We start from the raw sequence: 20,791 nt of genomic DNA, 5'->3' as shown, positions 1-20,791 counted from the left end.
AAACGTATTTATTACTGTCAATTTTTAAAATATATTATTAATTACAAGGAAAATTAAGAATATTAAAATTTATAAAACGTGTTTTTATTAATTGAGATTAAAATATAAATATTAGTATTAAATAGCAACATAATTTACTTTTATTTATAAATTTAAAATTGCAAAAACCTACTCTATCAAAGCATTTCAGATGGAAATTTAAGAAAAAATAAAAATAAAAAAATTTAACAAACGGCAATTGACTATTATTAAATTTCAGTTTATATTAAAAATAAATTAACAAGTTTAATGTTATGGAGGAAAGACACAATGAAAAAAAGTTCTAAATTAATGGTGATTTCAACTGCTGTATCATTATTTACACTAGCAACTGGAACAATTGCAACTGCACTCGTCAATGCCTCTACTAAAAATAATCAAGAAAATATAACGCAAATTGATCAAATTGCAACTAAACAGTTAAATCGAGCTGGTTATGTATTTCGGTTATCTTCAAATTCGCTAATGAACCCAATGTATAAACAAGCCGAGCAAGTAGAAAAATATAGTGAAGCTTATGTTGAGCAACTGGTAGTCAATAAAGTATTATTCAAAGTAATTGAAGTTAATTCTTTAAATAAGCATATAATGGTGCATATTATTGACCAGAGTGGGAAATATCAAGGTTGGGTTAGCTTGCTGACTGGTATTTATAATGTTAAGGCACTTAAGCGCAATTTAAAGCCTCTGGTTAAAGCTGAATTTGAGGTAATGAGGATTAAAGATAGTCAAGGGAAGAAAGCAGCTTTAAAAGAATTAATAAAGGTTGAACAAGAAATCAAGCGGTTACCTAAACGTAATAAGGAAATAGGAGAGAATTCTTTACTTGAACTACAACGTTGGCTTAATCATGGAAATTATCAATTTATACCAAGTTTAATGATTGGTCAATATTAATATAGTAGTCTCTCAGCTTGGGGGACTATTTTTAGTTATTAAGAATAAGGTGTATTGGTAGAGTCAACTTCTAATATGATAAGCAATTTAACGGTTAAAGAATATCAGTCTGCCAATAAAAGTCAATTATTTTTTTCTAAAATAAAAATGTTATTAAAAGTAAAAATAATCAGTTAGTTATCTACTATGTGGAAAAAAACAATAAGTATAAATTTTGTTGAATATATGAACCTTAAAATATGTTATTTTATAAATAATAACTAAATCATTAATATTAAGTGATAAGCTTGTTTAATCACATCATTTCTATTAATACCACATTTTATCAAGGAGACTGTTATGCTCGAAGTTAATCATCTCACAATTAAAACCCGTCAACCAATCTTGCATGATTTTAGTTATCAGTTTATGCCTGGTCAGTTTTATCAGATTGCTGCCGAAAATGGTTTAGGCAAAACTAGTTTTTTGCGAGCAATTACTAATTTGATCCCGATTGCCGCTGGAAGAATTCGCTTAGAAGGTAAACCGTATACCCAAAATAAGGACAAAGTTTTTTTCTTCGAAAGTAATGACTGGCTCAATCCCAATCTTAATAGCTTAGACTATTTAAAATTTATCAAAAACATGTGGCACTCACAGGTGAATTTAGCAGACGAGTTAGCCTTCTTAGGGGTGCAAGATTACGCCAAAGTACCCATTAAAAAGTATTCACTAGGAATGAAACAGAAATTGCTGGTAGCCATGTATTTTGTAAGTGATGCCGAATATTATTTAATGGATGAAATAACCAATGGTTTGGATGAGGTAAGTCGCAAGCAACTTTATGACCGCTTAGCGCAAGAAGTTTCGCATAAAAACAAATGTATTATCATGACCTCACATTATAGCAGTGAACTAAGGATGATCAACGCTCATCGCTTAGTTTTAGAACAACAAATGATGCGTGAGGTGTAGGAATGATGTCTTACTTTGGTTTTCAATTTAAAAAAATTACCAAGCATAACTTAACCATAATTGCTTCGTGCATTTTGATAATTATTTCTTTTGGTGTTTTATTTCTTAATGCTAATCAAATTGACAGCGGAGAATCAATCAAGGGTCAGATACAAGGCAATATTGTAATCCAAAAAAATAATATTGCCCAAGATAAGCAAGCATTAAAAAAGTATTCGCCGACTGGTGAAGGTTACCGTCAAACTAAAATCGCACTGAAGCAAACAAAAAAACAATTACAAGTAAATCAAGCGTTGATTAAACATATTAATAAGGGGCAATGGGGACTAGTTTATAAGGAAAAAATCAAAGAGAGTAATAAAATGAAAACTACTGGATTAAGTGAGCGAAACCTTGACTTCGTTAGTGGCATTAAAAAGCGCTATCAATATTTAGTTAAGCATCCGCTGCCTTATGAAAGTGATGCAGCCGTTACTGGTATTCAGTTTTGGTCAGACTTAAACGGAACCTACTGGCCAATTTTATTTACTTTAGTGATAATTTTTATTTTAACGTATCTATATACTGACGCTTATAAAAATGGCTTAGATATCACCACTGTTTTACCAATAAATGTAATGCGTAAGCAACTATCTAATAGTTTGGTAGGATTAGCCATTAGTTGTTTATTATATTTATTGTTAAGTTTATTAGTTTTTACCGGAGCATCTTTAATCTTTGGCACGGGTAATTTACAATACCCAGCTATTATTCATCATCTAGTCAATGGACGGCAAAGAGTTGCTGTAGCTCCGTTAGCTACTTTAATCCCCCAAATTTTAATCTTACAATTTTTGGAATTTATATTTTTAGTACTGTTTATTCAGTTACTGGCAAAACTATTGCATAATCAGTTGCCGACCCTGTTATTAGCGGTACTTTTAGTAGTAGGCATTGGATTAGCAACCACGGTAATTGAACCATTGGCTCAGATTGCCCAGTGGCTACCTAACACTTATCTTAGTGCAATCAATGTAGTTTCGGGGGTAGCCGCTGATAACTTAGATAATTACCACATTAATTTTACTAGTGGGGTAGGTACCCTACTAATTGGTTCACTTGTTTTGTTTAGTTTGATTTGCTTATTAGAACGGACTAGAACTCATCATTTCAAAGAAGTGGAGGTACTGTAATGGCTTATCTCCTATTTCAATTAAAAAAAGTAGTTAAAAATAAGTTGACGCCAATTTGTCTTTCTATCCTGATTCTAATTTTGGGCTTTATTTTATTTTTGAATCTACGTACCGCGCCCCAATTTACCTTGCAGGCAGGAGCCCAAAAAGAAGGTACTTACTATCAAACAGAGATTGCTAAGTTAAAACAAAATCTGAAGCAGCAAAAGAAAAATAGTGACCTTTATCAAGAAACTGAACAAGATATTAACAGTAACCAAAAAATTGCCAACCAAGATTATCAAATACAAAAAGCTGCTCAAGCTGCTAAGTGGCAGTTAGCTTATACGCTTATGTGGCAAAAAAAGCAGCATGAAAAAAAACACTTAGAAAACATTGCTGACCATGTTGATCCCGCTCAAGTGACAGAGACTAATAACAAACTAAAATTTTTTGCCTATCTTAAAGACAAACCACTCGCTTATGAAAATCAAGATATGCCAGTAACGGGAATCCAATTTTGGTTGCACCTTAACCAGCAGTATTTACCGTATCTATTTACTTTGGTGGCTTTGTTTATCTTAACTTTATTATTAACAGAACCTTATCATCAAAAACTTGATCTAACTCGGCTCAATCCCATTAGTAAATGGCGTCAAGCTTTAACGGAAATTAGTGCGGGTTTAATATTACTAGGGGGAAGTTTTTTGGTAATAAATTTGTTAATGATAATTGCCGCCACGATTTTTGCTGGTGCTGGTAATTTAGCTTTTCCGTATTTGACCTATAAATTTGTTAACGGTCGAATGATGACTAACTTTGTGGCTAGTGACAATTTAATTTTACCAATTATTGCTTTACAACTTTTAGGCTTGTTATTCTTAATAGTTTTGGTAAGATTTTTGGCCAAAATTTTTCGTGCGCAACTGCCCACATTGCTGCTTGCACTCTTGTTAGTATTAGGAGTGAATGTGGCGGTAATAGCTGTCCCAATGTTAAGAAAAGTTAGTGCTTGGTTACCGGTGACGTATCTAAATGCGGTTGATATTGTTTCGGGGAAACTGGAAATGTCATACCAAAATCCGCAATTAAATTTTAGTGCGGGAATCATTGTTTTGCTTGGTAGTATAGTGATTATCTTAGTTTTAACTGTTATTGTTGAGTATACATATCAAAATAGCAAAGCTTAGTAATAAAAAATTTACCAGTCTTATTATTAAGTATCAAGTAAAAACCGTTCCAACTCTTTTGAATTGGAACGGTTTTTTTATTACAAGCTGGTCTGGATATTATCAGCTAGATAATTGTAAAGCATGCCTTGCTGTAGCTGTTTAGTTTCAACCCCTAAAGCCTCGGCAATTGCATAAGCATATGCCCACGCAGTAGCCGGACCGCGACTAGTAATAAGCTTATTTTTGTGGTCAGTTACTGTAATTGTTTCTTTAAATTTGCCAGTTGGTGCATCTTGCTTAGTCTGTTTGTCAAAACCTGGATAACAAGTATAATCAGCGTTGTCTAATATGCCATAACGGGCTAAGGCAATTGGAGCAGCACACATCGCTGCATTCCATTTGCCTTCTTCGTGACGCTTAACCATTAAGTCACGAAGGTTTTTATGATCGCGTAAATTTTCGGCACCGCTTTTTCCGCCTGGGAAAGCAACTAAGTCATAATCTAATAAACTATCATCTAATACTTTGTCACATGTAAGTAGAATTTGGTGATCTCCAGTGATTTTTGGGCTAGTTAGACCAACCATGTCAGTTGGAATGCTTAAGCGTCGCAAAACATCAACTACGCTTAATCCTTCTACTTCTTCACAACCATCGGCAAATACAACGGCAACTTTTTTCATGGTAATACCTCTTCTTTCTATATAATATTATAAACTAGCTGAGATCAAGATAAAATAATAAGTCACTTAACTTATTTAAATGTAAGGTGGGGCGCGGACTAATTGGTAATTTGCTTTTTTTGGGTGCAAGCCATAGTGATTGCAAGTTTGTATTTACGGCTCCTTGAATTTCATCAGCTAAATCTGTTCCAATGACTAAACATGTATCAGGGTCTAATTGCTCTTGGCGGACAACTTGCGCTAAAACTGATTTAGCAGGCAATTCTTGGGTAAAATCATCAGCAAAATAGGTAGCAGCAAAATAAGTTAGCAGTGCACTTTGCTCTAAGCGAGGAGTGATAATCTGTTTTGACTCTTTAGCCAACATGATTAAATTAACCTGGTCAACGACTGCATCTAAAAACGAAATAGTTCCTTTGACTAATTGATGCTGTTTTTGTAAATTTATAGTAAAAATTTCTGGCTGAAGATTGAACGCATTTAGGATTAATGAAATTCGCTTGTTTAATCCTAGTAGTTTGGTTTTTTCTTGTAATTTGGTATATTTTAAACGCTCACTTGGACCAAATGGCTGCTTTGATTTTAGTGTTTGACTTAGAGCCTTTCTTTCAGCGACTTGTTCATTAAGTAAACTACCTTCTGGAATAAATATTAACGTTTCAAATTTTGTCACTTAAATTTACCTTCTTAAATTGGTTTATTAAGTATATTATAATCGATATGATGATCAAGAAGGGCCAATACCTATAATTCTATAATGTGTTTTGATTTTTTGGGAGGAATTATGACAAAAATTTTATTAGCGGTAGTGTTGATAATCGTTCAATTTGATATCTAAGTTTGATCACTATATATTTACCGATAAAAATTTACTGTAGTCCATGCAATTAAGAATATTATTTATAACACTAATCTTACTGCAGGTAGGCTATTTATTTTATAAGGCATATATGTTATAGTTTAATCCACGTTATGCTATAGCTGAAAGGAGAATATAAGTTGGCAACGGAAATTTATTTAGTGCGTCATGGCGAGACCATGTTTAACCAGTTGAATAAAGTTCAGGGCTGGAGTGATTCGCCCTTAACAATAAAGGGAATCGACGACTTGAAAAAAACGGCTAATGCATTAAGTCAAGTTCATTTTGACAATATGTATTCTTCTGATCTTAAGCGAGCAATTGACACAGTTCATTTAATAAAAGATGCTAATCAAGTTTCTGAAATAGGTAAAATAAAGAAATTACCAGAATTTCGTGAGGTTTTCTTTGGCTCATTTGAAGGCGACGATATCGACAATACTTGGCAACAAGTTGCATTAGCTGCTGGTTTGAAAGCAGAAAAAGATATTACGAGTATTATTAATCAAGTTGGAATTGCTAGATTCCGGCAAGCAACGGAAAAAGCTGATCCACGGCATTTAGCAGAAAATAGCCAGGAATTAGATAAGCGAATGGAACGGGCAATTTCTGTTTTACAGGAATTGACTAAAAATGAGCAACGGGTATTAATTGTTTCCCATGGTGATTTTATTAAAACTTTAGCAATTAAGTATTGGCAGCAAAGTGATGGTCAGCATGATATTATTTTTCCTAACAACGGCAGTATAAGTCGGGCACTTTTAGCTGATAATGGCAAGTTTGAAATTATTGATTACAATATTGATGCTGAAAATATTTAGAGTCCTACTAAAAGTAGGGCTTTTTGCTATTGAGAGGTGAAGTTAATGAATGATCATCGGACTAAGAGATATATTTATGTAACTGTTTTGAATGTAATTATAACGGTTAGTGAATTTTTAGGCGGTATAATATCTGGCTCGCTATCGTTATTGTCGGATGCAGTTCACAACTTAAGTGATGTTGGTGCAATTATTATTTCATTTATAGCTCATTTAATTAGTAAACGCCGTAGTAATCAGTATAAGACATTTGGTTATGAGCGTGCAGAAACTTTAGCTGCATTCACTAACGGAATTATTTTAATTATTATTAGTATTGTCTTATTTATTGAAGCAATTGAGCGTTTTTGGCAGCCTAATGAAATTAGTGGGCCAATTATGTTAGTAATAGCGATAATTGGGCTAGTGGCGAATGTGATTTCAATGTTAGTCATGCATCAAGCTGAACAAAATAATTTAAATGCTCGTTCAACTTTTATTCATATGCTAAGCGATGCGCTCTCAAGCGTAGCAGTAGTGATTGGTGCAATATGTATTTATTTTTGGCATGTCAGTTGGCTTGATCCAGTAATGACTATCTTAGTGTCACTCTTTGTTTTACACGAGGCTTATGGCTTAACCAAGCAGGCAGCTAATATTTTGATGGAATCTAACCCAGATATTGACTTAGCTGAAATAAATAAAATTGTATTGTCTTTTCCTGAAATTAAAAATATGCATCATGTTCATGTTTGGCGTTATAGTGAGCGCTATATTATGTTAGATGCTCATGTTAATGTAGCTCCCGAATTGACAGCGGAAGAATTTGAACAATTGACACAGGTAATTAGTCAAAAGCTGATAACTTTGGGTATCAACCATATTAACTTTCAAGTTGAATGTGAACGGGGGAAGAATCATCGGCTGATTGAGACTAATCATGATTATTAAGAATAGGAGAAAAAATGAATTTTCAAGTTAATCTTTTTACAGCAATTATTGTTTTAATCGTTGGCTTATATGATATGGCCTATGCTTTTAATAGAAAACGCTACAAGCAAAGTAAAGGTTATAATGCCTTTATGATTTTAGGGCTTATTTTTACAATTAGTGGCATTATTTTGTTAATTATGCATTGGGTGAAGTAAAATGGTGAAATTGGTACTATTGCGTCACGGAGAAAGCATTGCTAATTTTACCAATACTTATACTGGATGGAATGATGTCGCCTTAACTACGAAAGGAAGAGAGCAGGCCAAAGCAGCAGGTCAATTACTTAAGGAAATTGCAGATTTCAATCCTACTCATATTCATACTTCTATTTTAGTTCGAGCTATTGAAACAGCCAATATTGTCGCAGAAGCGGCCAATATTTTATATTTACCGCTAACTAAGACATGGCGCCTAAATGAACGACATTATGGCATTTTACGTGGAGTCAATAAAGACCTGTCACGACAAATTTATGGTGATAAGCAGGTTTTGAAGTGGCGTCGAGGTTTTTATTCAATTCCACCTGCTGGAAAAACACTTTATGATCGGCGCTATATTAATTGTGATATAAGACGTTTACCGCAAGCTGAAAGCCTCTACCAAACGCAACAACGTCTATTGCCGTACTATCAAACAGCAATTATAAGTAAAATGCTTAAAGGTGAAGATCAACTAGTAGTAGCTCATGGCTCTAGTTTACGAGCATTAATTAAAAAAATCGAACAAATAGATGATAATGAGATCGTAAAACTTGAAGTAGCTAATGCAGAACCCATTATTTATACTTTTGATGATTACTTACATATTTGTGATAAAAAAATTTTAAACTAAATTTTTAATTGCTTTTTACTTATAATTAAGAATTAGCCAAATTTATGTTAAAATTTACTACGATACTAAATAAATTTACATTCTTAGTTTGGAGTATAAGGTATGCGTAAAATATTTTTATTACGAGGCGCACCTGGCTCCGGTAAATCTTCTTTCATTTCACGCCATCATTTACAGCCATATGCGATCAGCCGCGACCAAATTCGCTTGTTGTTGGCTAATTTAACCTATTATTATGAAGAAGATACCGATTGCCTGCGTCAAGTTATTCCGCGCTCAGCAAATGAACAAACGGAAAAAGTGGTAGATTACCTCGTAGAAGAAAAAATGAAGCGTGGCGAAACCGTTATTGTTGATAGTACTCATATTTCTGTTGAAACTATTGAGCATTATCAGCCGTTGCTTGAACGCTATCGCTATGAATTATTTGTGGTTGATTTAATGTATCACAAGAATTTGCAAAATTTACTTAATCGTAATGAAATTCGCCGGCAATATGATTGGGTTAAGCCTGAGGTTGTGCGGGAAATGTATTTATCTTATCAAGATAATTTTGACTTGCCAGAATGGGCGCATGTAATCAATCCTAATCAAATGGCTAAAGTTTTGTCACAAAGAGAAAGTAATTTGGATCATTTTGCTCATGTAGTTGCCATTCCTGATCAGATGGCTGAAGCAGACTTTCCCCATGTACATATTTCTAATTTTTATTTTTCATTTAATGATAAATTTACTGCAAAGTATGGTACATATCGTAACGTAGTAACAATTGGTAAAACAAAAGATGAAATTATTAATCAATTTCGTTTACCCTATTTTGTATTTAAGTTTCATCATAAGCACTTTTTAATTTCTGCTTATCCAATTAGAAATGAACTGCTAGATCCAATTAAAAAGGTCAAAGGTGTTTGGACTTATTCAACTGGTTTAGTAAATTTAGCTGACTTCGTTGCACCTTTCCCGTCAAGTAAGCCACAGCATGTTCATCAATTCAACTTAAGTAAATTGCAACCAGACCGACTATTGCATATTTGGTAAAATTACGACGCAAGTAGGTCATTGTTGATAAAGAATTAGGATCTGATTCGATATTTAATCGGCATCAGGTCTTTTTAGTTTCAATTAAGTTGATTTTGGCCACAAAAAAACTGTTAATAGAATTTTCCATTATTAGATGCATAAAAGCGGCAATGTTTTATGGACAAGGCGACTGCTACCACAAGCCAACAGAGCTAAGCTAAGCAATTCTTGATTACATTGTGTATTATAATCAAGAAAACATAAAGTGCAGACTAAAAGGCTTAATGGCGATATTCAATCTCCATTAAGCCTCAGCCCAGTAATTATTAAAATTTATTAATCCAACTGCTGGAACTAACTTCAAATATTTGCAGAAGTTAGTCTTTTTATATTTTAAATTACTTTAAATTTTTTATTTAAAAGCTAAAGCACCCATTGGATCCCATGGTAGGAGTTGAATAGGGTCTTTAGCACCATCGGCAAATTCAGCTTTCAAGTCATCTGACAAGAATTTCTTATTAATAACAGCTTGGTAAACAAAAGCATCAAACCAAGCATCGCTCATCACAAAGTAACCTTTAAAGCCGGGTTTTTCACCCCAAGAGTTTTCAATCTTCCATTTAGTTGGCTTACCTTCAACAAGATCAACGCCCGTAATAACCATTGCGTGATCCATCATGCTTTCACCAGAATCAAGTTTATCAGCTTTTGACATGGATAAATCAATGTCAAATAACTCATCGCGCTTGTAAATATTAGTATCGAGTAAGCCAAGTTGTCTTTCCGAATCCTTACCAACATTGGAACCAAACCAAACAACTTCGCCAGCCTGCAATTGCTTAATGATTAAATCTTTCATTTCAGCAATTTCTAAGTTTAAGTGACGTACTTGACGACCACCAACCACGTTACCTAAGTACTCAACTGAGAAGACTTTATGATAAGGTTTGTCAGCAGTTGGCGAATTGATAATTGAGACATGATCCTCAAGATTCATACCAACATACTTAGCGAAGAACTCTTTTGGAGTAATTCCAGCTTCGCGGTGGTAATTACCTTCATCATCTTTGTATTCAAAGTCAAATTTCTTTGGTGGCATTCCTAATGAAACTACCAGAACACGGAAGAGATCGTTTAAGAATTCATTCTTACGTGCCTCAACTTCATCTTCTGACTTACCTTCATTAATCATAGTGCGCAAAACTAGTCCATCTTTGCGTAAGAGCGTATTCAAGGTGTCATTTAAAGCACTTGAATTGGTAGCATTGGCTGTTTCTGGATAAACTGATTTTGGTACGATACCATATTTTTCAATTAAACCGCATAGCATATCCCATTGACCACCATCTTGTTGTGGGGTAGCAAATAAAAAGCTAACTTTGCGATCACCCAATGGTTGCTTAGCACTGGCAATCACATTTTCAAAGAACCAGTTTGATTTTTCAAATTTGTCCCAAAAGTTAGTATAGTTTTGGGATAATTCGAAGTCTTTAACTTTGTATTCCTTTTGTAGGGGATGACGCATCGTATTTAAAGCTGAGAACATCCAACAGCGACCTGATTGCTTTTGATCAGATGGTTTTCCCGTGTCAATTTCAATTGAAAAAGTTGGGTCTAAGTCGATTTTAGATTGTAAATTTTGACTAGCCTTATAGATACCATTTTGTTGGGCAGCGCGGCTAGCAATGTTGATACCGGCATGCTTAGCTAAATCAGCTGTATAGTTGGCAATATTATCATTGGTAATTTCTTTTGTCATAAATATTATTCCTCCTTAAAATATTACTTCTATTTTAGCTTAATCAGCTTAAGTAGTCTATTATAGAAAGCTAGCTTGATTATATACTATCAGGCTTATGGTACCAAATTTTGGCAAATTTAGGGTGCTGCTTAAAATAAGCAATTACTTGTGGGTCAAGTGGCCAAACAGGTGTGGCAGTTGTGGTAGAAATTTCAAAAATATTATGCATTTCATTAATAAAAAAAGCTTGTTCTGCTGCTGGGTTAAAAAAGAAGTGCTCTATAATCCAAACGTCTCTATCTGACCGAGATACTTTATCCATGACCCAGTGACAGACAAGAATATCGTCATCATCATAAACTTTACAAAATTGGTGGGAATTATTTAAATTGAACATCGTATTCCTTTCAGTATTAATAATTTGACCATTCTCTGTTTTACAAAAGTCGCTAATACCTGCAAAGTTTATAAATAACTTAATTGAACAAGCATTTTTAAGAGCTTTTACATATATAATAGTAGAATATTTTAAGTAAAATAGCTAATCTATTGTAAAATAGAGCTTATTAATTTAGAGGAGACAAAATGACGAAACTACGGGGCTTTGAAATTGTATCTAAATATCAAGATAAAAATATTACTTTACCTAGACGCCAGACCATTGCCAGCGCGGGTTATGATTTAGAAGCAGCTGTTGATATCGAGATTCCTAGTATCTGGCGACTTAATTTTGTGCGAATTTTTCGTTTGCTGCGTAATGGTCATCAATTATATGAACCGGATTATGCTTTAGCTGATAGTATTTTGAAGCCATTGCTTATCCCTACTGGCATTAAGGCATATATGCCTGAAGACGAAGTACTAATTTTGGCCAACCGCTCATCGAATACTTTTAAGCGCAGCTTAAGTCTACCTAATGGTATTGGAGTGATTGATGCAGATTATTATAATAATAAAACAAATGAAGGTGAAATTTTTATTCAGGTACTCAATTATGGTGTTAGACCAATTAAAATTAAAAAAGGACAACGAATTGGTCAGGGCATTTTTATTAAATATTATAAAACTGATGATGATTTACCAGTTGAACGCCAGAGACAATCAGGCTTTGGATCGACCAATTTAAAGGAGGATTAATGGCTAGAGTAAAAACCAAATACAAATGTCATTCTTGTGGCTATATTTCAGCGAGTTATTTGGGACGCTGCCCTAATTGTGGTGCTTGGAATCAGTTCGAAAAAGAAACTGAAACAAGTCCAACTCGTTCTAGTAAAGGCAGTCCCAGTCGGTTAATTAAACAAACTGGTGGCAGTGAACCTGTTAAGATGGCACAGGTTAAGGCAGAAAAAGAAGAACGAATTCAGACTAGTATGGCTGAATTAAACCGTGTTTTAGGTGGTGGTATTGTTCCGGGCTCGCTAGTTTTAATTGGGGGAGATCCAGGTATTGGTAAGTCAACCTTAATGTTACAGATTATGAGTGAATTAGCGCAACAGCATAAAGTGCTTTATGTTTCAGGAGAAGAATCTGCTAACCAAATCAAGTTGCGGGCAGAACGTTTGGGACTAGAGGCTGATAATATGCTACTTTATCCTGAAACAGATATGGAAGAGATTCGCCAGCAAATTGATACTATTCAGCCTGACTTTGTTGTTATTGATTCAATTCAAACAATGAATGAACCTAGTCTTGATTCAATGACTGGTTCGGCTTCACAGGTACGAGAAGTCACTAGTGAACTGATGAAAATCGCAAAAATAGATGCAATTACAGTTTTTGTGATTGGGCATGTAACTAAAGAAGGAGCAATTGCCGGTCCCAAAATCCTGGAGCATATGGTAGATACCGTGTTATATTTTGAAGGCGATGAGCATCACGCTTATCGAATCCTGCATTCAGTTAAAAATCGCTTTGGAGCTGCTAATGAAATTGGCATGTTTGAAATGGCTCACAAAGGTCTTAAAGAAGTAACCAATCCATCAGCAATCTTTTTAGATGAGCGGTTGCCGCAATCGACCGGTTCGGCAATTGTAGTTTCTTTAGAAGGGACGCGGCCGCTACTAGCTGAAATTCAAGCTTTAGTTACTCCGACCGCTTTTGGCTATGCAAAAAGGACAACTTCAGGATTAGATTTTAATCGGGCAGCATTATTGTTAGCAGTTTTAGAAAAAAGGGGTAATTTAATGCTCCAAAATCAAGATGTTTACTTAACTGCAACAGGTGGGATTCGTTTAAATGAACCAGCTGTCGATTTAGCAATTATTATGGCGATTGCTTCTAGTTATAAAAATCAAGAAATTTCTCCAACTGATTGTTTCGTAGGTGAAGTAGGTCTAACGGGTGAAGTGCGGCGCGTTAATCAAATTGATGCGCGAATTAAAGAAGCAGCTAAGACTGGTTTTAAACGAATTTTTATTCCTAAGCACAATATGCGTAGTAGTTTGCAAGAATTAGGAATTGATGTGATTCCTGTAGCTAGTATTTTACAAGCTTTAAAGTTGGTATTAGAATAGGAAAGATTGAACTTTTGTCATATTACGGGTAAACTAAAATTGTGTAATTAACTATTTGAAAGAGGCATAAATTTTGGCAAAACAAAAAGTAAGAGTAAGGTATGCCCCGAGTCCAACGGGACACTTACATATAGGAAATGCAAGAACCGCGCTATTTAATTATTTATTTGCACGGCATAACAAAGGAACGTTTGTTTTAAGAATCGAAGATACGGACACTAAACGTAATGTTAAAGGCGGTTCCCAATCGCAAATGGAAAACCTGCATTGGTTAGGAATTGATTGGGACGAAGGACCTGATAAGGGCGGTAATTTTGGGCCATATCGGCAGTCTGAACGTAAAGACATATACAATCAGTATATCCAACAATTGCTTGATGAAGGTAAAGCATACTATTCATACAAGACACAAGAAGAACTTGAAGAACAACGTGAAGAACAACGGGCAATGGGAATTGCTCCGCACTATACTTATGAATATGAAGGAATGACTGCAACTGAAATTGCGGCTAGCCAAGAAGAAGCCAAGGCCAAGGGTTTAATTCCAGTAGTCAGAATTCATATTCCAGAAATGAGAACATATGCTTGGGATGATATCGTTAAAGGCCATTTGAGTTTTGAATCTGATACTATCGGTGGCGATTTTATTATTCAAAAGCGCGATGGCATGCCAACGTATAACTTTGCAGTCGCCATAGATGATCATTTAATGGAAATTACGCATGTTTTGCGCGGCGATGACCATATTTCAAATACTCCAAAACAATTAGCCGTATATGAAGCATTAGGCTGGGAACCACCGCAGTTTGGACATATGACGTTGATTAATAATCCAGAAACTGGTAAAAAGCTGTCTAAACGTGACGAATCAGTGCTTCAGTTTATTGAACAATACCGTGACCTGGGTTATTTACCAGATGCCATGTTTAATTTTATTACGCTTTTGGGATGGTCACCAGTTGGTGAAAGTGAAATTTACTCACAACGGGAATTAATTAAGCAGTTTGATCCCGCCCGGCTATCTAAATCACCGGCTGCCTTTGATCAAAAGAAATTGGAATGGATTAATAACCAATATATTAAACAGGCCGATCGAGATGTTTTACTTGACTTAGCTCTTAACAATTTACAAGAAGCAGGGTTAATTGAGCTAGATCCTAGTCCAGAAAAAATGGAATGGGTGCGTCAATTAGTGAATATTTATTCTGTGCAAATGTCATATACTAAGCAGATCGTTGATTTAACTAAGATTTTCTTTGCCGCTCCTAAAGACTTGAGTGATGAAGAAATTGACGAAATCCGTAAGGATGAAGCTAGACCAGTAATTGAAGAATTCAAGCGACAACTGACATCATTATCGCGGTTTACGGCCACTCAAATTATGCAGGCAGTTCAAGCAACGCGTGCCCAAACAGGTATTAAAGGTAGAAGACTGTTTATGCCTATTCGAATTGCTACAACTAGGTCAATGGTTGGACCAGGTATTGGTGAAGCAATGGAGCTTTTGGGCAAAAAACGGGTATTAAAACACCTTGATTTAACCTTGAAACAAATGAGTGAAAACGGTTTGTAATTAAGCAAGGAACAGCGTATTACGCCTTAAAAGCGGAATACGCTATTTCTTTTAGTAAAAATCAATTAATTAATTGTGTTTTTGTTAAAAGAAAATTTTTTAGAAAGGCAAGTTAGCCGCTGTGAAAATTTACAATACTTTAACTAAGACTAAAGAAGAATTTCGCCCAATTAAGCCTGGTGAGATTTCGATGTATGTTTGTGGACCAACAGTGTACAACTATATTCATATTGGTAACGCGCGTAGCGTGGTTGCATTCGACACAATTCGCCGCTATTTTGAATATAAAGGTTACCGAGTTAATTATGTTTCTAATTTTACCGATGTCGACGATAAAATGATTAATGAGGCACGGGCGCAAAAAATCTCAGTATCGGCTTTAGCTCAGCACTATATTGAAGCATATCGTGTAGATACGGCCGCACTTAATGTCCAGCCAGCAACGCTAAATCCTCGTGCAACAAATGAAATTACGGCAATTATTAAATTTATTCAGCAATTAATTACTAAAGGCTATGCTTATGAATCTGCTGGTGACGTTTATTACCGTACCCGTAAGTTTGCTAATTATGGTGCTTTAAGCAGCCAAAATATTACTGAACTTGAAGCAGGTGCTTCTGAACACGTTAATGTGGCCGAACAAAAGCGCAAAGAAGATCCACTTGACTTTGCCCTTTGGAAGAAACAAAAGCAAGCTGATGAAATTGCTTGGGCATCACCTTGGAGTTTAGGGAGGCCAGGCTGGCATATTGAATGTTCAGTAATGTCGACTAAATATCTAGGTAATACTATTGATATTCATGGTGGTGGTCAAGATTTAGAATTTCCTCATCATGAAAATGAAATTGCGCAAAGTGAAGCTGCTACTGGCGAAAAGTTTGTGCATTATTGGATGCATAATGGTTTTGTAACAGTTGGAGCTGATCAAGCTAAGATGTCTAAGTCGTTACATAACTTTGTAACCGTACACGATTTGTTGAAAACAACGGATCCCCAGGTATTGCGCTTTTTTATGGCAAGTGTTCACTATCGGCGACCAATTAATTATTCAACTGAAAATCTTGAGCAAGCAAAGAATATTTTGCAAAAATTTAAAAATACGTTGGTAAATCTGGCATATCGGCTAAATGACAGTTCGATAAGTGACAAGTCGCCTGCAGTTCAAGCAGCTATTGCTCAAACAGAGCGTAACTTTATTAAAGCAATGGATGATGATTTAAATGTTCAAAATGCTTTAGCAGCGATTTATGATTTATTGCCAATACTTAATGCTAATCTTAGTTTGGCAAAAGTAGATAAAGAAGCCTTAAAGCATGCGCAAAAATTGTTGACTGATTGGTTAGGAATTTTTGGTATTAGTACTAAAAAATTGCTTACCACAGTTAAAAAACAGGATGATGATGAAATAGTTCGGTTAGTTGCCCAACGAGAACAAGCACGAAAAAATAAAGAATGGGCAAAAAGTGATGAGTTGCGGGATAAGTTGAAAGCAATGGGGATAACTGTAGAAGATACTCCGCAAGGAACAAGGTGGAGACGTGATTAAGAAAAATTTAATTGAGCAAAAAATAAATCCGGATACGCTTAATGGTCAGACTCTAGCTTATTTGGGGGATGCTGTTTATGAAATTGCTATTCGTGAACATTTAATTAAATGTCAAATTGTTAAACCACAGGTTTTACAGCGCCAAGCAACTTATTATGTGTCAGCTAAAGCACAAGCAGCCTTAATTACTAAATTACAAAATGATAATTTGCTTACTCAAGCTGAAATTGCTACTTTTAAAAGAGGACGCAATGCTAAAGCACATACTAAAGCTAAAAATACAAGTTTAGCTACGTATCAGCTCTCTACTGGTTTTGAGGCAGTTTGGGGTTATTTGAAATTATTAGATAAAAACGAACGCATTCATGAATTAACAAAATGGTGTATAGAAACCGTAGAGAATGGTGGTATTGATAATTATGAATTCGAATGAAAAAGATTTTGTTTTTGGCAAGCATGCAGGATTAGATTTTTTAAAGACGCAAAATGCTGATCGAATTAATAAGATTTTCTTGCAAGAAAATCTACAAGCAAGTTTAACTAATGAGGTATACACTTTAGCTAAGAAAAAGAAAATAATTGTGCAACTTGTTCCAAAAAGTAAATTGGATCGTTTAGTAGCAGGAGCTAACCATCAGGGGTTAGTTTTGACGATTGCTAGCTTTGAATATGCTGCTTTGGATGAATTATTGGATCAATTTGAACGTCAAGAACGTGAGCCATTTTTATTAATGTTGGACTCAATTGAAGACCCCCATAATTTGGGCTCAATATTGCGGACAGCTGATGCAACGGGGGTTGATGCAGTTATCATTCCCAAACGTCATGCTACTGGGTTAACATCTGTCGTTGCTAAAACTTCAACTGGGGCCATTGATCACGTACCCGTAGCTAGAGTAAATAATTTAGTTCAAACTAGTCAAATGCTTAAAAAAAGAGGTTATTGGTTATTTGGTACGGATATGACGGGGACAGATTATCGGAAATGGAATAGTAATGGTAGAACTGTTTTAGTTATTGGCAATGAAGGTAAGGGCATTTCACGCTTACTTAAGGAACAAATGGATCAAATGTTAACTTTGCCAATGGTTGGGCAAGTTCAATCACTAAACGCAAGTGTTGCTACTGGTGTCTTGCTTTATCAAATGCTTAATAGTCGGAATCCCTTACAATAATGTTGTAATGAAAAAACTCCTAACTGTCAGATTAAAAACTGACAGCTAGGAGTTTTTTATTTAAAAGGTCAAAGAATATACAAGGACAATACGAGTAATTAATTTTAGAACTTTGTAAAGTAAAACTCAGCTAATATTTCACATGGGAAAATGGTTGTGGCTAGTAAAAAAGCTTTTGAAAAATCATGAGAACAATAAACTAAAGTTCGCTATTTATCTTTTTAAAAACTACGTATTCTGCATTCAAAAATTAAGGAGATAAGAAAATGCAGAAGTTTACGGACAATCTAGCCGAAGAAGCTACTTTAATTAACCAAGTTAAGAATGGCAAAGAAGATGCCCTGAAAAAATTGTATATTCGGTATCAACCACTTGTTAATAGCATTATTAACAAATATTACTTGCGCTGCTATGACAAACAGGATTGGGAACAAGATGCACTTTTTATTTGTTATCAATCAGCGATTAGCTACGTCGACGGCAAAGGTAAATTTGCCAGTTATTATAAGACCAGATTGACTAATCATGCTAAAACATTAGTTCGTTATGAAAATGCCTATCGTCGACGTGCTCTTACCCAGTCGATCTCGATTGAAAAGGCAGTTGCCAGTGGGCTGCGTCCTTTACAGGTAAATCAAGTTAGTCCAAGTGAAGTTCCTTTAAATGATCAATTAGCCGAGATAATTGATCATTTATCAGATTTAGAAGGGATAGCTTTGTTAGTTGTTTTAGGAATTGTGCCGCAAGAAGAAGTATTGGCCAATTTAAAGATTGAAAAAAAATCTCTTATAAGAGCTAAGTCTCGTTTGGCGCAAAAGATGCGTTACCATTTATTGTAATAGTGACTACTAAATAAAAAGATGTATAATGAATCCTTAGAAAATATGTGGAAAGGTATGTAAGATGACAGAGGAGTTAAGCAAATCAACTTTATTAAACCAACCAATGAAAGAAGTATTTGATTGGAGCGACTTGGAACTTTCCGTTAGAGATGTTCTCTGGGATTATTTGCTGGAAAAAGATGGCAGAGATGCTATCAAGGCTGAGGAAGACATGCTTTATTTTTTAAATGTTGGTGATGAAAAAATAAAATTATTCTTAACTGAAAATCTTAAAAAGTAGATTTTTAATTAATTAATTTGCTAATAATTAGTACTTAGACTTAGTTTTAGGTTAAAATAGCTAAATGGCGTAGAAGTATTAAATTAATTGCTTAAGAAAAAAATGTTTGCTAAAATACAATAGTTTGGAAGTGAGATTATGGCAGTGAAAAAAGCAGCTTTAGCTTGTAGCCGTTGTGGCTCGCGTAATTACTCAATCACGGCAAGTAAAAATCGCACTCAGCGACTTGAATTGAATAAATTTTGTAAGCATTGCAGTAAAATGACTTTACATAAAGAAACGAGGTAAGAAGTAGTGATTAAGTTTTTTAAAAGTGTTGTTGAAGAAATGAAACTGGTTACTTGGCCATCTGCCAAGCAGAATCGTCACGATACGGGAACTGTGATTGTTACTTCAATTTTGTTCGCCACTTATTTAGGTTTGTTAGACTTATTGTTTAGCAGTTTGACACAAATAGTGATGTAATGGCATAGATTTGCTAATCGTGTTATAATGCATATAATTAAAGAGACCTCTAGTGCAGAGGTTTTTTTCTTTGCCAAAAATAAAAGGAGAATTTTAATAATGGTTGAAACAACTAAAAAACAATGGTACGTTCTGCATACGTATTCTGGATATGAAGACAAAGTTAAATCTGACTTGCTTTCACGGGCACAAAGCATGGGGATGCAGGATTATATTTTTCGGGTAATGGTTCCTGAACAAGAGAAAATTGAAAAAGTTAATGATAAGAAAAAAGAAGTTGAAGAAAAAATCTTTCCAGGTTATGTATTAGTGGAAATGGTTATGACAGATGAAAGTTGGTTTGTTGTACGAAATACCCCTAATGTCACTGGTTTTGTTGGTTCTCATGGTGGGGGATCTAAGCCATCACCGTTACTTGATGAAGAAGTGAATCGTCTGTTGCGGCAACAGGGTGAACCAGCCAAGCGTCCGCAAATTGATTTTGAAGTTGGTGAAACAGTTACCATTATTGATGGAGCTTTTAATGGAGTTGAAGGTAAAATTACAGAAATTCAACCGGATAAGTACAAACTTTTTGTTTCGGTTGATATGTTTGGCCGGGCAACTACAACTGAATTAGATTATGATCAGGTAAAGAAAATCAGTTAAAATTATCTCAATTATTGCAAATCAACTTAAACGATGTTACGCTATTAACGTAGTTTTATTATTGTGGGAGGAAGAGTAGATACTCTTCCATTTTAACCGCACACGGAATCAAGGAGGTTTTGACCGTGGCAAAAAAAGTTATTAACGTTGTCAAATTACAAATACCAGCTGGTGCTGCAACACCTGCTCCTCCAGTTGGTCCTGCTTTAGGTCAAGCTGGAATTAACATTGTTGGCTTTACCAAAGACTTCAATGCTAGAACTGCTGATCAAAAAGGCATGATTATCCCTGTAGTCATCACAGTTTACGAAGATCGTTCATTTGAATTCGTGACTAAGACTCCACCTGCTCCAGTACTTTTGAAGCAAGCAGCTAAAATTGATAAGGCGTCTGGCGAACCTAACACCAAGAAGGTTGGTAAGGTTACTAAAGATCAAGTTAAGGAAATCGCTGAAACTAAGATGAAGGACCTTAATGCTGCTGATATCGAAGCTGCTATGCGGATGATTGAAGGTACTGCTAGAAGTATGGGTATCGAAGTCGAAGACTAATCCTGTTATTTATAACAATTTAGGTGGGAGAGCCTTAGGCTTGCTTGACCACATATTA

The 20,791-nt window shown here is 35.0% G+C and carries 25 protein-coding genes; 21 read left to right on the top strand and 4 right to left on the bottom strand.

Translation table 11 applies throughout. The annotated features are described in order from the left end of the window. Positions 1-309 precede the first annotated feature (309 nt). The 4 genes from F5ESL0237_RS05720 (at position 310) to F5ESL0237_RS05705 (ending at position 4,231) form a co-directional block, all read left to right on the top strand. On the top strand, positions 310-936 hold the full coding sequence (locus F5ESL0237_RS05720; protein WP_122024878.1) for a hypothetical protein: 627 nt from the start codon (positions 310-312) through the stop codon (positions 934-936). A gap of 339 nt (positions 937-1,275) precedes the next feature. Beyond that, positions 1,276-1,890: an ABC transporter ATP-binding protein gene (locus F5ESL0237_RS05715; RefSeq protein ID WP_122022107.1), complete on the top strand. Its 615-nt coding sequence runs from the start codon at positions 1,276-1,278 to the stop codon at positions 1,888-1,890. A 2-nt stretch (positions 1,891-1,892) separates the two neighbouring features. Then, the gene (locus F5ESL0237_RS05710) at positions 1,893-3,062 is read left to right on the top strand and encodes a hypothetical protein (RefSeq protein WP_122024877.1); all 1,170 of its coding nucleotides are present in this window, start codon (positions 1,893-1,895) and stop codon (positions 3,060-3,062) included. Continuing rightward, entirely contained in the window at positions 3,062-4,231 is a 1,170-nt protein-coding gene (locus F5ESL0237_RS05705) for a hypothetical protein (protein WP_122024876.1), read from the top strand. The genes F5ESL0237_RS05710 and F5ESL0237_RS05705 overlap by 1 nt, the downstream gene beginning before the upstream one ends. An 80-nt stretch (positions 4,232-4,311) precedes the next feature. Here the strand turns inward: F5ESL0237_RS05705 and F5ESL0237_RS05700 are convergent, their stop codons facing one another. Next, positions 4,312-4,896 carry a DJ-1 family glyoxalase III gene (locus F5ESL0237_RS05700; protein ID WP_122022104.1) on the bottom strand — a complete coding sequence of 195 codons (585 nt, stop codon included), beginning with the start codon at positions 4,894-4,896 and terminating at the stop codon, positions 4,312-4,314. 34 nt (positions 4,897-4,930) lie between these two features. Then, positions 4,931-5,569, bottom strand: coding sequence for an HAD hydrolase-like protein (locus tag F5ESL0237_RS05695; RefSeq protein WP_122024875.1), 639 nt, complete (start codon positions 5,567-5,569; stop codon positions 4,931-4,933). A gap of 326 nt (positions 5,570-5,895) precedes the next feature. On the opposite strand from F5ESL0237_RS05695, the gene F5ESL0237_RS05690 reads away from it, so the two are divergent. The 5 genes from F5ESL0237_RS05690 (at position 5,896) to F5ESL0237_RS05670 (ending at position 9,417) form a co-directional block, all read left to right on the top strand. Then, positions 5,896-6,576, top strand: a complete 681-nt coding sequence (locus F5ESL0237_RS05690) for a histidine phosphatase family protein (protein WP_122024874.1) — start codon at positions 5,896-5,898, stop codon at positions 6,574-6,576. Between the two features lie 45 nt (positions 6,577-6,621). Further along, positions 6,622-7,506: a cation diffusion facilitator family transporter gene (locus F5ESL0237_RS05685; protein WP_122022101.1), complete on the top strand. Its 885-nt coding sequence runs from the start codon at positions 6,622-6,624 to the stop codon at positions 7,504-7,506. 14 nt (positions 7,507-7,520) lie between these two features. Further along, a complete protein-coding gene (locus tag F5ESL0237_RS05680; RefSeq protein WP_122022100.1) occupies positions 7,521-7,703 on the top strand; it encodes a hypothetical protein in 183 nt (60 codons plus the stop codon). Between the two features lies 1 nt (position 7,704). Beyond that, the gene (locus F5ESL0237_RS05675; RefSeq protein ID WP_122024873.1) at positions 7,705-8,379 is read left to right on the top strand and encodes a 2,3-diphosphoglycerate-dependent phosphoglycerate mutase; all 675 of its coding nucleotides are present in this window, start codon (positions 7,705-7,707) and stop codon (positions 8,377-8,379) included. A 102-nt stretch (positions 8,380-8,481) separates the two neighbouring features. Then, positions 8,482-9,417 (top strand): AAA family ATPase, encoded by a 936-nt coding sequence (locus F5ESL0237_RS05670; RefSeq protein WP_122022098.1) that lies wholly within the window; start codon positions 8,482-8,484, stop codon positions 9,415-9,417. A 394-nt stretch (positions 9,418-9,811) separates the two neighbouring features. Here the strand turns inward: F5ESL0237_RS05670 and pepC are convergent, their stop codons facing one another. Both pepC and F5ESL0237_RS05660 read right to left on the bottom strand, forming a co-directional pair. Further along, entirely contained in the window at positions 9,812-11,158 is a 1,347-nt protein-coding gene (gene pepC / locus F5ESL0237_RS05665; RefSeq protein WP_122024872.1) for an aminopeptidase C, read from the bottom strand. 79 nt (positions 11,159-11,237) lie between these two features. Continuing rightward, entirely contained in the window at positions 11,238-11,537 is a 300-nt protein-coding gene (locus tag F5ESL0237_RS05660; protein ID WP_122024871.1) for a hypothetical protein, read from the bottom strand. A gap of 188 nt (positions 11,538-11,725) precedes the next feature. On the opposite strand from F5ESL0237_RS05660, the gene F5ESL0237_RS05655 reads away from it, so the two are divergent. The 12 genes from F5ESL0237_RS05655 (at position 11,726) to rplK (ending at position 20,733) form a co-directional block, all read left to right on the top strand. Further along, complete coding sequence (locus tag F5ESL0237_RS05655; RefSeq protein ID WP_122022090.1) at positions 11,726-12,277, top strand: dUTP diphosphatase; 552 nt, start codon at positions 11,726-11,728, stop codon at positions 12,275-12,277. Continuing rightward, on the top strand, positions 12,277-13,653 hold the full coding sequence (gene radA, locus F5ESL0237_RS05650) for a DNA repair protein RadA (protein WP_090093795.1): 1,377 nt from the start codon (positions 12,277-12,279) through the stop codon (positions 13,651-13,653). Before F5ESL0237_RS05655 ends, radA begins: the two co-directional genes overlap by 1 nt. A gap of 73 nt (positions 13,654-13,726) precedes the next feature. Continuing rightward, complete coding sequence (gltX, locus tag F5ESL0237_RS05645) at positions 13,727-15,226, top strand: glutamate--tRNA ligase (RefSeq protein WP_122024870.1); 1,500 nt, start codon at positions 13,727-13,729, stop codon at positions 15,224-15,226. A 121-nt stretch (positions 15,227-15,347) separates the two neighbouring features. After that, positions 15,348-16,772 (top strand): cysteine--tRNA ligase, encoded by a 1,425-nt coding sequence (gene cysS, locus F5ESL0237_RS05640; protein WP_122024869.1) that lies wholly within the window; start codon positions 15,348-15,350, stop codon positions 16,770-16,772. Further along, a complete protein-coding gene (locus F5ESL0237_RS05635; protein ID WP_090093799.1) occupies positions 16,765-17,205 on the top strand; it encodes a Mini-ribonuclease 3 in 441 nt (146 codons plus the stop codon). The genes cysS and F5ESL0237_RS05635 overlap by 8 nt, the downstream gene beginning before the upstream one ends. Continuing rightward, positions 17,192-17,947, top strand: coding sequence for a 23S rRNA (guanosine(2251)-2'-O)-methyltransferase RlmB (gene rlmB / locus F5ESL0237_RS05630; protein WP_090093800.1), 756 nt, complete (start codon positions 17,192-17,194; stop codon positions 17,945-17,947). Before F5ESL0237_RS05635 ends, rlmB begins: the two co-directional genes overlap by 14 nt. 266 nt (positions 17,948-18,213) lie before the next feature. Then, the gene (locus F5ESL0237_RS05625; RefSeq protein WP_122024868.1) at positions 18,214-18,786 is read left to right on the top strand and encodes a sigma factor; all 573 of its coding nucleotides are present in this window, start codon (positions 18,214-18,216) and stop codon (positions 18,784-18,786) included. 64 nt (positions 18,787-18,850) lie between these two features. After that, positions 18,851-19,069: a hypothetical protein gene (locus F5ESL0237_RS05620; protein WP_122022086.1), complete on the top strand. Its 219-nt coding sequence runs from the start codon at positions 18,851-18,853 to the stop codon at positions 19,067-19,069. 138 nt (positions 19,070-19,207) lie between these two features. Continuing rightward, complete coding sequence (rpmG, locus tag F5ESL0237_RS05615) at positions 19,208-19,357, top strand: 50S ribosomal protein L33 (RefSeq protein ID WP_118895935.1); 150 nt, start codon at positions 19,208-19,210, stop codon at positions 19,355-19,357. A 6-nt stretch (positions 19,358-19,363) separates the two neighbouring features. Next, entirely contained in the window at positions 19,364-19,534 is a 171-nt protein-coding gene (gene secE / locus F5ESL0237_RS05610; RefSeq protein ID WP_090093804.1) for a preprotein translocase subunit SecE, read from the top strand. Between the two features lie 99 nt (positions 19,535-19,633). Beyond that, entirely contained in the window at positions 19,634-20,182 is a 549-nt protein-coding gene (nusG, locus tag F5ESL0237_RS05605) for a transcription termination/antitermination protein NusG (protein WP_090093805.1), read from the top strand. A 125-nt stretch (positions 20,183-20,307) separates the two neighbouring features. Further along, positions 20,308-20,733 carry a 50S ribosomal protein L11 gene (gene rplK, locus F5ESL0237_RS05600; protein WP_090093806.1) on the top strand — a complete coding sequence of 142 codons (426 nt, stop codon included), beginning with the start codon at positions 20,308-20,310 and terminating at the stop codon, positions 20,731-20,733. The last annotated feature ends 58 nt before the right edge of the window (positions 20,734-20,791 follow it).

The sequence above is a fragment of the Lactobacillus sp. ESL0237 genome (assembly GCF_003692985.1).
Classification (GTDB): Bacteria; Bacillota; Bacilli; order Lactobacillales; family Lactobacillaceae; genus Lactobacillus; species Lactobacillus bombicola.
This window is presented reverse-complemented; position numbering and strand designations above follow the sequence as displayed.

What these genes read in the sequence shown, in the direction of transcription:
- F5ESL0237_RS05720 (WP_122024878.1), top strand. Translation starts at nt 310, where the DNA reads ATGAAAAAAAGTTCTAAATTAATGGTGATTTCAACTGCTGTATCATTA.
- F5ESL0237_RS05715 (WP_122022107.1), top strand. Translation starts at nt 1,276, where the DNA reads ATGCTCGAAGTTAATCATCTCACAATTAAAACCCGTCAACCAATCTTG.
- F5ESL0237_RS05710 (WP_122024877.1), top strand. Translation starts at nt 1,893, where the DNA reads ATGATGTCTTACTTTGGTTTTCAATTTAAAAAAATTACCAAGCATAAC.
- F5ESL0237_RS05705 (WP_122024876.1), top strand. Translation starts at nt 3,062, where the DNA reads ATGGCTTATCTCCTATTTCAATTAAAAAAAGTAGTTAAAAATAAGTTG.
- F5ESL0237_RS05700 (WP_122022104.1), bottom strand. Translation starts at nt 4,896, where the DNA reads ATGAAAAAAGTTGCCGTTGTATTTGCCGATGGTTGTGAAGAAGTAGAA.
- F5ESL0237_RS05685 (WP_122022101.1), top strand. Translation starts at nt 6,622, where the DNA reads ATGAATGATCATCGGACTAAGAGATATATTTATGTAACTGTTTTGAAT.
- F5ESL0237_RS05680 (WP_122022100.1), top strand. Translation starts at nt 7,521, where the DNA reads ATGAATTTTCAAGTTAATCTTTTTACAGCAATTATTGTTTTAATCGTT.
- F5ESL0237_RS05675 (WP_122024873.1), top strand. Translation starts at nt 7,705, where the DNA reads ATGGTGAAATTGGTACTATTGCGTCACGGAGAAAGCATTGCTAATTTT.
- F5ESL0237_RS05670 (WP_122022098.1), top strand. Translation starts at nt 8,482, where the DNA reads ATGCGTAAAATATTTTTATTACGAGGCGCACCTGGCTCCGGTAAATCT.
- pepC (WP_122024872.1), bottom strand. Translation starts at nt 11,158, where the DNA reads ATGACAAAAGAAATTACCAATGATAATATTGCCAACTATACAGCTGAT.
- F5ESL0237_RS05660 (WP_122024871.1), bottom strand. Translation starts at nt 11,537, where the DNA reads ATGTTCAATTTAAATAATTCCCACCAATTTTGTAAAGTTTATGATGAT.
- F5ESL0237_RS05655 (WP_122022090.1), top strand. Translation starts at nt 11,726, where the DNA reads ATGACGAAACTACGGGGCTTTGAAATTGTATCTAAATATCAAGATAAA.
- radA (WP_090093795.1), top strand. Translation starts at nt 12,277, where the DNA reads ATGGCTAGAGTAAAAACCAAATACAAATGTCATTCTTGTGGCTATATT.
- rlmB (WP_090093800.1), top strand. Translation starts at nt 17,192, where the DNA reads ATGAATTCGAATGAAAAAGATTTTGTTTTTGGCAAGCATGCAGGATTA.
- F5ESL0237_RS05625 (WP_122024868.1), top strand. Translation starts at nt 18,214, where the DNA reads ATGCAGAAGTTTACGGACAATCTAGCCGAAGAAGCTACTTTAATTAAC.
- F5ESL0237_RS05620 (WP_122022086.1), top strand. Translation starts at nt 18,851, where the DNA reads ATGACAGAGGAGTTAAGCAAATCAACTTTATTAAACCAACCAATGAAA.
- rpmG (WP_118895935.1), top strand. Translation starts at nt 19,208, where the DNA reads ATGGCAGTGAAAAAAGCAGCTTTAGCTTGTAGCCGTTGTGGCTCGCGT.
- nusG (WP_090093805.1), top strand. Translation starts at nt 19,634, where the DNA reads ATGGTTGAAACAACTAAAAAACAATGGTACGTTCTGCATACGTATTCT.